The sequence below is a fragment of the Candidatus Pelagibacter sp. HIMB1485 genome, from assembly GCF_052048055.1.
Lineage (GTDB): Bacteria > Pseudomonadota > Alphaproteobacteria > Pelagibacterales > Pelagibacteraceae > Pelagibacter.
Genome location: NZ_JBNAIN010000001.1, coordinates 330,436 through 343,643, shown reverse-complemented (window position 1 = coordinate 343,643; position 13,208 = coordinate 330,436). Strand labels below are relative to the sequence as shown.

Sequence of the window (13,208 nt, the reverse complement as noted above, 5' to 3'; positions counted from 1 at the left end):
ATGCAAACCATTAATGAATTACAATTAGCTAAAGAGCTAATTCGTTACCCGTCTATAACACCAATAGATGCTGGAGTAATGAAATTCTTGGAAAAACAATTAAGAAAACTTGGTTTCAAAACTAAAATATTAGAGTTTAAAGAAAAAAACACTAAACCAGTAAAAAATCTTTATGCAAGACTTGGAACCAAAGGTCCAAATTTTTGCTACGCTGGTCACTTAGATGTTGTACCTGCTGGAAACTTAAAAGATTGGACAGTAAATCCTTTCAGACCCTCAATTAAAAAAGGACATTTAATTGGAAGAGGAGCAAATGACATGAAAAGCTCTATTGCAGCTTTTGTTTCTGCTGTCAGCATTTTTGTTAAAAATAACAAAGAATTTAATGGCTCTATAAGCTTACTGATTACAGGTGATGAAGAAGGAATTGCTATTAACGGTACAAAAAAAGTTGTCGAATACTTAAAAAAAAGAAAAGAGAAAATTAATTTTTGTTTAGTTGGAGAACCAACTAATCCAAATAAATTGGGAGAAATGATTAAAATTGGTCGAAGGGGAAGTATGACTGGCAGACTTTCAATTATAGGTATTCAGGGCCATGTTGCTTATCCTCATAGGGCTAACAATCCATCAACTGCTCTTGTTCAAATATTGAGAGAATTAAAGGAAATTAAATTTGATAAAGGAACAAAAGACTTCCAGCCAACAAACCTAGAAGTTACAAAAATAAATATTGATAACACAGCTGATAACGTAATTCCAGGTTTGGCTAATGCAACTTTTAATATTAGATTTAATAATAGACACTCATCGAATTCAATTAAAACAAAAATAAATAAAATATTGAAGAAAATTTGTAATAAAAATAAGTCAAATTACAAAATTGAATATAGTGTATCTGGTGAAGCTTTTTTAACTAAACCAAATCAAACTACATATATGATACAAGATATAATTAAAAAAATTACAAAAATTAAGCCTGAACTCTCAACAACAGGAGGTACATCTGATGCAAGATTTATTAGAAAAATTGCTCCCTGTTTAGAATTTGGTTTGGTTGGAAAAACAATGCATAAAGTAGATGAGGCAGTTTCTTTAGGTGATTTAAAAAAATTAACTTTAATTTATTCAAATATTTTAAAGAATTATTTTAAGTGAAAACAGCTTTAATTACTTCTGATACATACAAAAATCACAATACAGGAGATGGACATCCTGAAAAAATAGATAGAGTTACAGCTGTTATTGATAACTTTAAAAGATTAGATAACAAAAATTTAATTTGGAAAAAGCCTTCAAAATTTGAAAAATCAATATTAATAAAAACTCACTCTTCTAAGTATATTGATCATGTCGATCAATCGTACCCTCAAAATGGATTTAATTTCTTAGATGGAGATACAGTTATCTCCCCTGGTAGTAAAGAAGCAACAAAAGATGCTGTTGGATCAATTTTAGCAGCGATTGATGGTGTTGAAAAAAAAGAATTTAAAAATGCTTTTTGTGCAGTAAGACCCCCAGGCCATCACGCAGAAAAAGAGAAAGCAATGGGCTTTTGTATTTACAACAATGTTGCAGTTGGGGCTAATTATTTAATTGAAAAATATGGTTATAAAAAAATAGCTATAATTGATTTTGATGTCCATCATGGAAATGGGACACAAGATATTTTTTTCAATAATGAAAAAGTTTTATATATTTCCACTCATCAATTTCCATATTATCCAGGTTCAGGCTCTGAAAAAGAGATTGGAAAATTTAATAATATTTTAAATATTCCACTTGAAGCTGGAACAAGTGCTAGAGAATATTTAACTGCATATGAACTGGTATTAAAAAAATTAAAAGAATTTAAACCGCAATTTCTATTATTTTCTGCAGGTTTTGATGCTCATATTGATGATCCTTTGGCACAATTAAAACTTAATGCTGAAGATTATTATACAATTACAAAAAGAACTTTAGAAATTTCAAAATCATTTTGTGGAGGTAATGTAGTATCTATACTAGAAGGTGGATATGACTTAAAAGCACTACAAGATAGTACACAAAGACATGTTGATGCTTTAATAGAATTTAATTGATAATTCCCAATAAAAAACTAAATAAAGCTCAATGAAATTATATAAAATTAAAAAATCTGATATCGATAAAAAAGGTAGAGGACTTTATGCTACTAAAGATATCAAAGAAGGTACAAAGATAATCGATTACGTTGGTAAACTAATTACAAAAAAACAAACTGAAGAGTCTGATAAATATGACAATAGTAAACCAATCTATTTATTTACTATCAACAAAAGATATGACCTTGATGGAGATTTTTCATGGAATACTGCAGGATTAATTAATCATTCTTGTGACAATAATTGTGATTATGATGGTAAGGGTCTAAAAATTTGGGTTAAAGCAATTAGAGATATCAAAAAAGGTGAAGAGTTTACCTGCGATTATGGTTTTGGTTATGATGAAAATTATAAACAATTTCCTTGTAAGTGTAAGTCAAAAAATTGTTGTGGGTACATTGTAAGAGCAGAATCCAGATGGCGTATAAATAAAAAATTTGCCATGAGTAATAAAAAAAATCTAATAAAAAACTCTAGATAAAAATAATCCTGTAGGTGGTGCTGGAGGAGCGCACAATGACCTTTTTTTAGATTTTAGAGCTTTGTCAAATTTTTTTAAATCCCATTTCTTTTCACCTAAATATTTTAAACAACCAACCATAGATCGTACTTGCTGTTGAAGAAAAGATTGAGATTTAAAATGAATTTCTATTTTATCATTTAAAGATTTTAATTTTACAAAATCCATCGTTCTAATTGGACTCTTAGCATTGCAACTTGAAGCTCTAAATGTTGAGAAATCTTTAGTACCAACTAATTTTTTTGCACCTAATTTCATCAAATCTAAATCCAATTTTTTTCTTACATGCCAAACTTGATTTTTTTCAATCACAGGTGAACTTGTTCTATTTAAAATGAAATATTTATAAACTCTCTTTTTTGCAGAAAATCTTGAGTGAAAGTTACTAGTTCTTTTTCTTATTTTAAGGATTGTAATATTTTCATTTTTTAAAAAGTGATTAATTGAGTTAATAAATTTATCTAAGTTCAATAATTTATTTTTTAAATCAAAATGTGCTGACTGCTCGATAGCATGAACACCAGCATCTGTTCTACCTGATCCAACTATGGTAATATTTTCTTTTAATAACTTTCTAATTTTGTCTTGGAGTATTCCTTGAATAGTTTTATTTTTTTTTTGAATTTGCCAACCTTTATAATTTGTGCCTAAATATTCTATCAAAAGCTGATATCTAAACATTTATATTTTTGAGCCTTTTTTTATCTGCGAACCTTGAATAAATTCACCAATATTTTGAGGTCTTTTCCCTTGCCTCTGAATTTCCTTAATAATTATCGATTGATTATTACCACAAGCAATTTCAAGATTATCATTCAATACTGACCCTGGATTTCCTTGAGCTCTTCCAACTTGAGCTTTTAGAATTTTATATCTTTCTCCATTATACATAAAAAATGCTCCTGGTGATGGATATAAACCGTTTATCTTACCAATAATTTTTTCAGCATTTTCATCCCAGTTAATTTTACCTTCAGTTTTTTGAATTTTAGATGCATAGGTTGCATTCGAATGATCCTGCTCAATAAAATTTGCTTTACCATCTAAAATATCATCTACGTTATCTAAAATTTTTTCTGCTGCTAAGCTAGAAAGCTTTTCACTAATTTCTAACGCATTCAAATTTTCATTAAGTTGGATTTTATAATTATTACAAACTGGTCCTGTATCTAATTTTTCAGCAATTCTCATTATACTTATTCCAGTTTCTTGATCTAAATTCATAATTGATCGTTGAATTGGTGCGGCACCTCTCCATTTAGGCAGTAAAGATGCATGTATATTTATAAAACCTTTTTTAGTTAGGTTTAGAAATTTTTTAGGTATGATTTGTCCGTAAGCAACAACTATTGCTAGATCAGCATCTAAAGAATTTAAAAAATTATACTCCTCTTCATTATTTAAAACCGGCGGCGTTCTATATTCTAAATTTAAAGTTTCAGAAATACCTTGTATTGGAGACTTATTAATTTTTTGTCCTCTTTTTGATTTTTGAGGTGGCTGTGTATACACACAAGAAATATCATATCCATTTTGATATAAAGATTTTAAAATTGGTACAGCAAACATGGGCGTACCCATAAAAACTAACTTTTTTGACATTTTTTAAACTTCAGCTGTATTTGATTTTAATTTTGAAAGTTTCTTTATGATCATTGATTTTTTTAGTTTTGAGAGATAATCGATGAATAATATCCCTTCCAAATGATCCATTTCGTGCTGTATGCATGTTGCAAGTAATCCATCTGCCTTTAGTAGCTGTTTCTTTCCATTATAATCTAAATACTCTACTTCACATTTACTTGGTCGATCTATTTCAGCAAATTGATTTGGTACGGACAAACACCCTTCTTCATAAGTTGCCTTTAGTGGATCTTTATTTTTTATTACAGGATTCACAAAGTATCTAGGCTCTTTTTTGTTTTCATCCTTGCTTATATCCATCACAATAATTCTTTTTGGTATACCAATCTGAATTGCTGCAAGACCAATGCCATTTGCATCATACATTGTATCGAGCATATCATTCATTAATTTTTGCTCTTCACTTCCGACAACTTCTACAGGTTTTGATACTTGTCGAAGTAATTTGTTTGGTTCTGTAATAATCGTTCTTATCGCCATAAAAATTTGTATGTTATTATAATTTTTATACTTTTAAAGGAAGAACTTTTAGCAATAGCTTATTTCTTATTAAATCAGCATTTATTTGATTTAGTGTATTCGAAATAAAATAAAGTCTTTTTTCATCAATATTTTCTATTTTGCTATTACCTATTATCTCAATTAAAGACAATAAAACTGTTCCAACTTCATTTGCCTCTATCAAGTCCACTAAACTTCCATCTAGCTCATAAGGCTTTTGTGAAAACAAACTGTCATACTCGCTTGGTATTTCTACTCCATCTGATTTCAGACTTTCTATAAAAATTATATCTTTAGTGGACAAAGTTTCATTACTAAAAATTATTCTATCTAGAAATTTTTTTAAATCTTCTTGTATTTCGGATTTTGAATAATCTCCTCTAAAATAATTTACCCACTTAGATTGATGTAAAATATTATTATTGTATTGAATTTTTTTGAATTCTGAATTCTGATTTTTTGAATAATTATTGTAAAAACTTAAATAATCTGAAGGAACATCATCTACTTCAATTTCTTTCAAAAAGCTATTGAGCTCTATATCAAAAGCTAATCCAATGTTATTGTCCTCAAATAGCTGCTTCAACAACTGTAAAAATTCCAATTTCAATTCTGTTTCACTCGTTAAAAGTGCTCTTTGATAAATTAATGCTCTTGCTTCTAACGGAGACAGCAACTTGTAAGTATCAGTTGCACTTAACAATTGATCAATATTAAATTGAAATTTTTTATAATATTCAAATAAGTCTTTTTCAGAAAAAATTTTATAATTTACGGCTTTCTCAATAATTAAGATTTTATCTTGATCATTTATGTCAACGTTACTTAGATCTGGTAGTAAATTTGAATTTGATAGATATTTCCAAATTAATTGAGGCGTATTTTCATTGGGTTCAAATGAAAATTCTGGATTTGTTCTATGAGCTAAATGAAAGTCAAATACTGAACTTTCAGAGACTTCTTTAGATACTTCATCAATATAACCAAACAGGTAATTCATTTTATTTTCAAAATATTCATCTTGAAAACCTAGCTCTTTTTTAAGATCTAGAATTAATTGGGCTTCTTCATTTTTTCCATAATTAACTAAACAATATAAATTTAATTTAGATAAATATTCATCTTCAACTGGTTCTTTAATTTTTGTAAAAAATTCGCAGGTCTTTTTTATGTCTTGGCCTGATAAATAGTTGTCTAATAAATGTCTAGTTAGTTTAGGATGAGAATTTACAATTTGATTATTAACCAAAAATTCTTCAATGAGTTCTAAATTAGAATTTTTGATTAACCAATCAGATTTAAATTTTAAAAATTCATTTTCAGTAATATTTTGATTAGGATAATGAGCGTTAGTTAATAATGAGACTTCCATAATTTCTAATGCATCATTAGAAAGATTAATTTTTTCTAAACTCTCAAATAAGCTTTTTAGCTTTTGACCATCAGAATTCGTCCACATATCAATAGTCAAACCATGTTCTTCAGGATCATATAATCCTACGATTTTAACTTCTTTTGATATTAAATTTTCATCTAATTCTATTGAGCCAGTATTTTTATCTGACTGCATATCAAAGACACTTATTTTATCGTTATTATTTTCACCTTCAATAACAACTACTTTCTCAACAGTTTCATTTTCTTTTTTTTCGAGATTCCATATATCAATTGGATTATCTTCTGCGTGAATAGGATTTAAAATAATTAGATTGCTTAAAAAAATAAAAAGGAATTTTTTATTTAACAATTTTAAAATTTTCATTTGGAATAATTTTTTGAATTTCCTTTTTAGGAGCAGGAAAATCAATTGAATTAAGGATTAAAACAACGCCAAGAACAATTACTAGTCCAAAAATAGATTTAACAACTAGTCCAATTATACTTTTTTTACCTGAACTTGTATTTTTGTTGAATTGCATATAACTTTAGTTAATTTCAAATTAAGACATATTTGTGTTTTTTCAATATTTAAACTTATGAAATCAAAAAAAAATCTAGTTTTTCTAGGTATGATGGGTTCTGGTAAGAGTTCTATAGGCTCTTTGGTAGCAAAAAAATTTAAGTTAAATTTTGTAGATGTAGATAAAGAAATAGAAAAAAATTTAAATACAACAATTCGAAAAATATTTGAGAAAAAAGGAGAAGAATATTTTAGAAAAATTGAAGAAAAAACTACACTTAAAAAATTAAAACTTAGTTCTACAGTTATCTCTCTTGGAGGAGGTGCTTTTGCAAATAAAATTATTAGAAATGAAGTTTTAAAAAATCATTATTCATTTTGGTTAAATTGGAATGAAAAAATTTTAGTTGAAAGAATTAAAAATAGTAAAAAAAGACCTTTAACAATTAATGCTACAGATAATGATTTAATTGATTTAATTAAAAAACGAACTAACATTTATTCTAAAGCCTTATATGAAATCAAATGTGATAATCTTACAAAAAATGAAATAGTAAGCAAAATTAAAGAAATTTATGAAACCAATTAAATTAAAAATAGAAACAAAAACACAAAAATACCCAATAATAATTGGATCAAATTTAATTACTAACCTATCAAAAATAATTAAGAATAATTCCTTAACATTCAATCAATGTCTTCTTGTAGTTGATAAAAATGTACCAAAAAAATTTATCACTAAAATAAAAAATTCATTAAAAAAAAAGAAAATATATATATGTTTTTTTAATGCTAGTGAGGCCAATAAAAACTTTAATATTATTAATAAGATCCTAGAAATTTTATTAAATAAAAACTTTTCTAGAGATGACTGTTTAATATCAATAGGTGGTGGTATTACAGGTGATGTAAGTGGTTTTGCATCAAGTATCTTTAAAAGAGGTATGAAATTTATAAATATACCAACAACACTTTTATCCCAAGTTGACTCTTCAATTGGTGGTAAAACTGGCATAAATTCACATTATGGAAAAAACCTAATTGGTAGTTTTTATCAACCGAACCTAGTTATATCAGATGTTGATTTTCTTAAATCGTTGCCAAAAAGAGAGATTGTTTGTGGGTATGGTGAAATTTTAAAACATTCTCTGATAAGAGATAAAAATTTATTTAAATTTTTAAATAAGAATGTGAATAAAATTACTAAACTGAGTTCTCCATTTATTGAAAAAGCAATTTATGAAAGCTGTAAAATTAAAAAAAGTGTGGTCGAAAAAGACGAGAAAGAAAAAAATTTAAGAAAAGTTTTAAATTTTGGACATACGTTTGGCCATGCTTATGAAGCAAGCTTAAATTACAATAAAAAATTAAATCACGGTGAAGCAGTAATCCTAGGGATAAAGACAGCATTAAGTTTTAGTTTAAATTTAAAAATACTTAAAAAAAGTGATTACAACCTAATATTAAATCATATCAATAATCTAAATCTATCAATATCTGTTAATAAATTTTTTAAAAAAAAAGATATAAATAAAATATTATTTTTCATGATAAAGGATAAAAAAAATAAATCTCAAAAAATTAATTTAGTACTTTTAAAAAAAATTGGATCTCCACAAATTAATATTGAATATCCAAAAGAAAGACTGAAAAAATTTTTTAATGATTACTTAAGATAATTGAATTTGAATTGAGTGAATAGTTTCTTTCAATTCTTTATCTAATACTCTATAAATTTTTTTATTGCTTTCAATTCTGTTCATACTTTTTAACTCATCAGAAACTATACTTAATTTTAAATGATATTTGCCTTCCTGATTACCTTTGTGATTTTTATGAAGAAAAGATTTATCTTCTATATCTATACTTTGAATATTTATTTGATCTGATAATTTTTTTTTTATAATTGCAATTAATTCATTTATATCCATATAGTAAATATTATATCATGAAAAATATTTGTGACTGGAATAATTGTAATGAAATTGGTGAATACAGAGCGCCAATTGAGAAGGATAATAGCAGGAAATATAGAATGCTTTGTCTTGAACATGTCAAAGAATTTAACAAAAATTGGAATTATTTTTCAGGGATGAGTGATAATCAAGTAATCAATTTTTTAAAGTCAGATATGACTTGGCATAAACCTACCCAGAATTTTAGCTCCTCAGATAATTTTTTTAAAGTTCTATGGAACACAACCTTAAAAGATGAATTTGATAAAGATAAATTCAATGGAGACTATAATCATATGCGTCAATTTAAATTTGATCATAAAGATATTAAAGCATTTGGAATATTGGGAATATCTGTAGGTCTAAAGTGGCAAAAAATACAAGAAAAATTCAAAGTGCTTGTTAAAAAATTTCACCCTGATATGAATGCCGGAAATAAAAAACACGAGGAAAAATTAAAACTAATAACTTTAGCTTACACACAGCTAAAAAATACTTACAGGGAAAAAATTGACTCCAAATCTTAACATTCAGCCTGACATAAAAGTTTCTTTAAAACAATCTTTTGGAATAGATTCCGAAATGGAAGTAGATGCATTTTCAAAAAAAAGTGAATATGTGCCTGAAATAGATAAAAACTATAAATTTGATAGAGATACTACACTTGCAATCATTTCAGGATTTGCTTTCAATAAAAGAGTATTGGTACAAGGATATCATGGTACTGGAAAATCAACACACATAGAGCAAATAGCTGCAAGATTAAACTGGCCTTGTATTCGAGTAAATTTAGACAGTCACGTTAGTCGAATAGATTTAATAGGTAAGGATGCAATTGTCCTTAAAGATGGAAAACAAGTAACGCAGTTCAATGAAGGTATTCTGCCATGGTCAATTCAAAATCCAGTTGCTTTAGTATTTGATGAGTATGATGCTGGAAGACCCGATGTTATGTTCGTTATTCAAAGAGTGTTGGAAGCTGAAGGAAATTTCACACTACTGGATAAGAATAAAGTAATTAGTCAAAATAAGTATTTCAGATTATTTGCTACATCTAATACCGTTGGGCTTGGTGATACTAGTGGACTTTATCACGGAACACAGCAAATTAACCAAGGTCAAATGGATAGATGGAATATTGTAACAACATTAAACTATCTAAGCCTGGATAGAGAAATGGATATAGTTTTAGCAAAGAATAAAAATTTAAATAATGCTAAGGGAAAAGAAAAAGTTGCTAATATGATTAAAGTAGCATCCTTAACTAGAAAAGGTTTTATTGCTGGAGATATATCTACTGTAATGAGTCCAAGAACAGTTCTTCATTGGGCTGAAAATTCTGAAATTTTTAAGGATACCGGATATGCATTTAGAGTAACCTTTTTAAATAAGTGCGATGATATTGAGAAAAATACAATCGCGGAATATTATCAAAGATGTTTTGGTGAAGAATTGCCTGAATCTTTGATCAATATTCAAATTTAAATGAGCAATAAAGAAACAAATTTAAAAGAAAAATTTAGAATTGCTTTATCTTCAACAGCAAAAGTTATCGCAGACGACATTGATATAAACAACAAATCCTCTGAAGCTAAAAAGACTAAAGATATTTCGTCTTTTGAAATAAATGATCTAACTAGTCCAAGTGATTTTATAAAATTAAGGGCTGAAACAGACTCTAGAGCACTTAAAAAAAGATTTTCTAATGAAAAAATTTATAGAAAAAATTTGCCTTCAAACACTTCCTCTAGATCTTTATATAATATAGCTGAAAAAATTAGATATGAGGCCCTTGGGGGCAAAATGTTGAAAGGAATTCAAAAAAATTTTTCTGAAAACTATTCACAAATAATTAATCGTAAAAGAAAAGATCAGCTTAAAACAAAAGAAGACGTTCCTGTTGCTGAAGCATTTGAGCTATATATGCTTAAAAATTTTCATAATATAGACCTAAATCCTTTAACATCTAAAATGCTTAATTTCTGGGAAAAAGATTTTGAGCAATCAATTAAGCAACATAAAGAGTTTTTGTTAAAAAATTTAGAAAATCAAAATGCATACAGTACTAAATTTTCTGAAATATTAGAAGAAATGGATATTTTTCAAAGCGATGAGGAAGATCAAGAAGAGGAAGAAAATCAAGATCAAGGTCAAGATAATCCCTCAAATGATGACCAAAATAAAGACAATGAAGATAGCAAAGATGAAAATGATGAGCAGCAAACTGAGGCATCTGTTGATGCTGATTATAGTATTGACGAGTTTAATTTGGATGAGCAGTTATCCGATGTTGAGTCTGACGAACAAAACTCTGAGCAGGTAATTCAAAAAAAAATTGATAATGCAAATATTGATTATAAAATATTTACTACACAATACGATGAAGTTGTTAAAGCTGAAAATCTAGAAAATGCAGATGAGGCTAGTAAACTTAGAAAAAATTTAGATCAACAGTTAATTGGTTTCCAAGATGTAATTACTAAGTTAGCTAATAAACTTCAAAGACAATTATTAGCAAAGCAAAATAGAGCTTGGGAATTTGATTTAGAAGAAGGCTTGCTTGATAGTTCAAAGTTACCAAGAATAATAATGGATCCATATAACTCTTTGTCATTTAAAAAAGAAAAAGATCTAGACTTTAAAGACACAGTTGTAACTTTGCTTATTGATAATTCTGGGTCTATGCGAGGGAGACCAATAACGATTGCTGCTATTTGTGCGGACATCCTGTCAAGAACACTCGAAAGATGTTCGGTCAAAGTAGAGATTTTGGGATTTACCACAAAAAACTGGAAAGGTGGACAGAGTAGAGAATTTTGGACTAAAAATTCAAAACCAAAAACACCTGGGAGACTTAATGATCTAAGACATATAATTTATAAAAGTGCGGACACACATTGGAGACAGGCAAAAAATAATTTAGGCCTGATGTTAAAAGAGGGTTTGCTAAAAGAAAATATTGATGGAGAGGCTATATCATGGGCATACAACCGGATTAAAAAAAGAAAAGAGGAAAGAAAAATTTTAATGGTAATTTCTGATGGAGCTCCAGTTGATGACTCAACACTTTCAGTAAACTCAGGAGACTTTTTAGAAAAACATTTAAAGAAAATGGTCAAATTTATTGAGAATAAATCTGATATTGAAATTTTAGCGATTGGTATTGGCCACGATGTTTCGAGGTATTACGACAGAGCTATAAAAATTACTGATGTTAATGAATTAGGAGATGTGATGATATCTCAGCTTAGCTCTTTGTTCGAAACAAAAAAAAAAATTCATTGAATATTAAATAAATCTTTATTTCTCCATTTAATTATCACTTCAGCACCAGATCTCGTTTTGGAATTTCTGCATATTACAGCAGCAAAATTTTTTTCTAACAATGTTTTTCCTATAAACAAACCTAAACCAAGTCCTGTTTTTGATTTATCTTGAGGGTTATTTGATTTTAAATATGGTTCTCCAATTTTTGACAAAATATCTTTTGGATAGCCTGGACCATCATCCTCAATACTTATTTCTGTAAATTCACTATCGCTCTTTAAATTTATAAAAATATTTTCATCAGAAAATTTATTAGCATTACCTATAAAATTTCTTAATCCATATACAATTTCTATTGATTTAACTATTTTTTTTGAGTTAGAGTCTTGATCAAAATTAAAGACAAATTTCTTTGTGCTTATCTCTTTAAATGAATTTAAAATTTCATTTAAATAATCTCTAATAGAGATATCCTTATCAATAAATTCATCTTCTTCATCTGGATTTAATGTTAATTTTTTTAATATTTCATTACATCTTTCAACCTGACTGGATAATAAATTGATATCTTTTTCTACATCTTTGTTACCTTCAAATTGTTTTAGTAACTCTTGGGTAATTATTTTAATTGTGGAAAGTGGTGTTCCCAAAGAATGTGCGGCTGCAGCAGCTTGACCACCTAAGGATAAAAGCTCATGTTCCTTGGCCATCACTTCTTCCATTTTAGTTAGGGCTTCTTTTCTTAACCTAGACTGAGTTCCAAAAGTCATTGCAAAATAATTCAAAAAAACAAGAGCAACAATCAAAGCAATTGGAATAGAATAATAGTAATAAGAGCTTACATGAAAATGATCACCAAGTGGAGAAGGTAATTCTGTTGAATAAAAAGTTAAAAAGATAATTGAAAAAGCTGTTAACAATACAAGCAAAGTATTTGTTCTAAAACTTAAATTAGAGGATGAAAATACACTCGGAATAATTATGAAAATAACAAAAGGATTAATAATTCCACCAGATAAATAAAGTAATATAGCTAGTTGCAAAATATCAATAACTAAAAAAATGAAAGCTGATCTATCTGATAATTGAGTTTTTTTGTAAATAAAAATTAAGTAAAAATTACTTATGATACCAACCAATATAACTAAATTAGAAGTTATAAAATCAAATTTAAAATCTAATACAAAGTATACAAAATTAACTGCAATTAACTGTCCAATTATCCCTATCCATCTTAAGCTAATATAAGTAGATTTTTTGAATGAATGGTGTTTTGAAGTTTCAAAAAACTTCAT

Annotated in this window: 15 protein-coding genes; 8 read left to right on the top strand and 7 right to left on the bottom strand. The window is 27.5% G+C overall.

The window, feature by feature from the left end; genetic code table 11:
* The 3 genes from dapE to ACTTA4_RS01790 are packed head-to-tail and all read left to right on the top strand — an operon-like array spanning window position 1 to window position 2,607.
* Window positions 1-1,158: a succinyl-diaminopimelate desuccinylase gene (gene dapE, locus ACTTA4_RS01800; RefSeq protein ID WP_440633283.1), complete on the top strand. Its 1,158-nt coding sequence runs from the start codon at window positions 1-3 to the stop codon at window positions 1,156-1,158.
* A complete protein-coding gene (locus tag ACTTA4_RS01795) occupies window positions 1,155-2,084 on the top strand; it encodes a histone deacetylase family protein (protein WP_440633282.1) in 930 nt (309 codons plus the stop codon). Before dapE ends, ACTTA4_RS01795 begins: the two co-directional genes overlap by 4 nt.
* 31 nt (window positions 2,085-2,115) lie before the next feature.
* A complete protein-coding gene (locus ACTTA4_RS01790; protein ID WP_440633281.1) occupies window positions 2,116-2,607 on the top strand; it encodes an SET domain-containing protein in 492 nt (163 codons plus the stop codon).
* Here the strand turns inward: ACTTA4_RS01790 and truA are convergent.
* From truA to ACTTA4_RS01765, 5 genes are read right to left on the bottom strand one after another with little or no spacing between them, the layout of a single operon-like run.
* Complete coding sequence (gene truA / locus ACTTA4_RS01785) at window positions 2,587-3,327, bottom strand: tRNA pseudouridine(38-40) synthase TruA (RefSeq protein WP_440633280.1); 741 nt, start codon at window positions 3,325-3,327, stop codon at window positions 2,587-2,589. The genes ACTTA4_RS01790 and truA overlap by 21 nt on opposite strands.
* Window positions 3,328-4,248, bottom strand: a complete 921-nt coding sequence (gene fmt / locus ACTTA4_RS01780) for a methionyl-tRNA formyltransferase (RefSeq protein WP_440633279.1) — start codon at window positions 4,246-4,248, stop codon at window positions 3,328-3,330.
* Between the two features lie 3 nt (window positions 4,249-4,251).
* The gene (def, locus tag ACTTA4_RS01775; protein WP_440633278.1) at window positions 4,252-4,770 is read right to left on the bottom strand and encodes a peptide deformylase; all 519 of its coding nucleotides are present in this window, start codon (window positions 4,768-4,770) and stop codon (window positions 4,252-4,254) included.
* A gap of 25 nt (window positions 4,771-4,795) precedes the next feature.
* On the bottom strand, window positions 4,796-6,553 hold the full coding sequence (locus ACTTA4_RS01770; protein ID WP_440633277.1) for a hypothetical protein: 1,758 nt from the start codon (window positions 6,551-6,553) through the stop codon (window positions 4,796-4,798).
* Complete coding sequence (locus ACTTA4_RS01765; RefSeq protein WP_440633276.1) at window positions 6,528-6,710, bottom strand: hypothetical protein; 183 nt, start codon at window positions 6,708-6,710, stop codon at window positions 6,528-6,530. Before ACTTA4_RS01765 ends, ACTTA4_RS01770 begins: the two co-directional genes overlap by 26 nt.
* Window positions 6,711-6,767: 57 nt before the next feature.
* Here ACTTA4_RS01765 and ACTTA4_RS01760 point away from each other — a divergent pair, with 57 nt between their 5' ends.
* Both ACTTA4_RS01760 and aroB read left to right on the top strand, forming a co-directional pair.
* The gene (locus tag ACTTA4_RS01760) at window positions 6,768-7,280 is read left to right on the top strand and encodes a shikimate kinase (RefSeq protein ID WP_440633275.1); all 513 of its coding nucleotides are present in this window, start codon (window positions 6,768-6,770) and stop codon (window positions 7,278-7,280) included.
* Window positions 7,267-8,370 carry a 3-dehydroquinate synthase gene (aroB, locus tag ACTTA4_RS01755; protein WP_440633274.1) on the top strand — a complete coding sequence of 368 codons (1,104 nt, stop codon included), beginning with the start codon at window positions 7,267-7,269 and terminating at the stop codon, window positions 8,368-8,370. The genes ACTTA4_RS01760 and aroB overlap by 14 nt, the downstream gene beginning before the upstream one ends.
* Here the strand turns inward: aroB and ACTTA4_RS01750 are convergent.
* Entirely contained in the window at window positions 8,362-8,622 is a 261-nt protein-coding gene (locus tag ACTTA4_RS01750) for a BolA family protein (RefSeq protein ID WP_440633273.1), read from the bottom strand. The genes aroB and ACTTA4_RS01750 overlap by 9 nt on opposite strands.
* 17 nt (window positions 8,623-8,639) lie before the next feature.
* Here ACTTA4_RS01750 and ACTTA4_RS01745 point away from each other — a divergent pair, with 17 nt between their 5' ends.
* Genes ACTTA4_RS01745 through ACTTA4_RS01735 form a run of 3 tightly spaced genes read left to right on the top strand, consistent with a single transcriptional unit; the run spans window position 8,640 to window position 11,931 of the window.
* Window positions 8,640-9,173: a J domain-containing protein gene (locus tag ACTTA4_RS01745; RefSeq protein WP_440633272.1), complete on the top strand. Its 534-nt coding sequence runs from the start codon at window positions 8,640-8,642 to the stop codon at window positions 9,171-9,173.
* Window positions 9,157-10,131: a cobaltochelatase subunit CobS gene (cobS, locus tag ACTTA4_RS01740; RefSeq protein WP_440633271.1), complete on the top strand. Its 975-nt coding sequence runs from the start codon at window positions 9,157-9,159 to the stop codon at window positions 10,129-10,131. Before ACTTA4_RS01745 ends, cobS begins: the two co-directional genes overlap by 17 nt.
* The gene (locus ACTTA4_RS01735) at window positions 10,132-11,931 is read left to right on the top strand and encodes a cobaltochelatase CobT-related protein (protein WP_440633270.1); all 1,800 of its coding nucleotides are present in this window, start codon (window positions 10,132-10,134) and stop codon (window positions 11,929-11,931) included.
* Here the strand turns inward: ACTTA4_RS01735 and ACTTA4_RS01730 are convergent.
* Window positions 11,925-13,208: an ActS/PrrB/RegB family redox-sensitive histidine kinase gene (locus ACTTA4_RS01730; RefSeq protein ID WP_440633269.1), complete on the bottom strand. Its 1,284-nt coding sequence runs from the start codon at window positions 13,206-13,208 to the stop codon at window positions 11,925-11,927. The two genes, ACTTA4_RS01735 and ACTTA4_RS01730, sit on opposite strands and share 7 nt — an antisense overlap.

What these genes read in the sequence shown, in the direction of transcription:
- dapE (WP_440633283.1), top strand. Translation starts at nt 1, where the DNA reads ATGCAAACCATTAATGAATTACAATTAGCTAAAGAGCTAATTCGTTAC.
- ACTTA4_RS01790 (WP_440633281.1), top strand. Translation starts at nt 2,116, where the DNA reads ATGAAATTATATAAAATTAAAAAATCTGATATCGATAAAAAAGGTAGA.
- truA (WP_440633280.1), bottom strand. Translation starts at nt 3,327, where the DNA reads ATGTTTAGATATCAGCTTTTGATAGAATATTTAGGCACAAATTATAAA.
- fmt (WP_440633279.1), bottom strand. Translation starts at nt 4,248, where the DNA reads ATGTCAAAAAAGTTAGTTTTTATGGGTACGCCCATGTTTGCTGTACCA.
- def (WP_440633278.1), bottom strand. Translation starts at nt 4,770, where the DNA reads ATGGCGATAAGAACGATTATTACAGAACCAAACAAATTACTTCGACAA.
- ACTTA4_RS01770 (WP_440633277.1), bottom strand. Translation starts at nt 6,553, where the DNA reads ATGAAAATTTTAAAATTGTTAAATAAAAAATTCCTTTTTATTTTTTTA.
- ACTTA4_RS01765 (WP_440633276.1), bottom strand. Translation starts at nt 6,710, where the DNA reads ATGCAATTCAACAAAAATACAAGTTCAGGTAAAAAAAGTATAATTGGA.
- ACTTA4_RS01760 (WP_440633275.1), top strand. Translation starts at nt 6,768, where the DNA reads ATGAAATCAAAAAAAAATCTAGTTTTTCTAGGTATGATGGGTTCTGGT.
- aroB (WP_440633274.1), top strand. Translation starts at nt 7,267, where the DNA reads ATGAAACCAATTAAATTAAAAATAGAAACAAAAACACAAAAATACCCA.
- ACTTA4_RS01750 (WP_440633273.1), bottom strand. Translation starts at nt 8,622, where the DNA reads ATGGATATAAATGAATTAATTGCAATTATAAAAAAAAAATTATCAGAT.
- ACTTA4_RS01745 (WP_440633272.1), top strand. Translation starts at nt 8,640, where the DNA reads ATGAAAAATATTTGTGACTGGAATAATTGTAATGAAATTGGTGAATAC.
- ACTTA4_RS01735 (WP_440633270.1), top strand. Translation starts at nt 10,132, where the DNA reads ATGAGCAATAAAGAAACAAATTTAAAAGAAAAATTTAGAATTGCTTTA.
- ACTTA4_RS01730 (WP_440633269.1), bottom strand. Translation starts at nt 13,208, where the DNA reads ATGAAGTTTTTTGAAACTTCAAAACACCATTCATTCAAAAAATCTACT.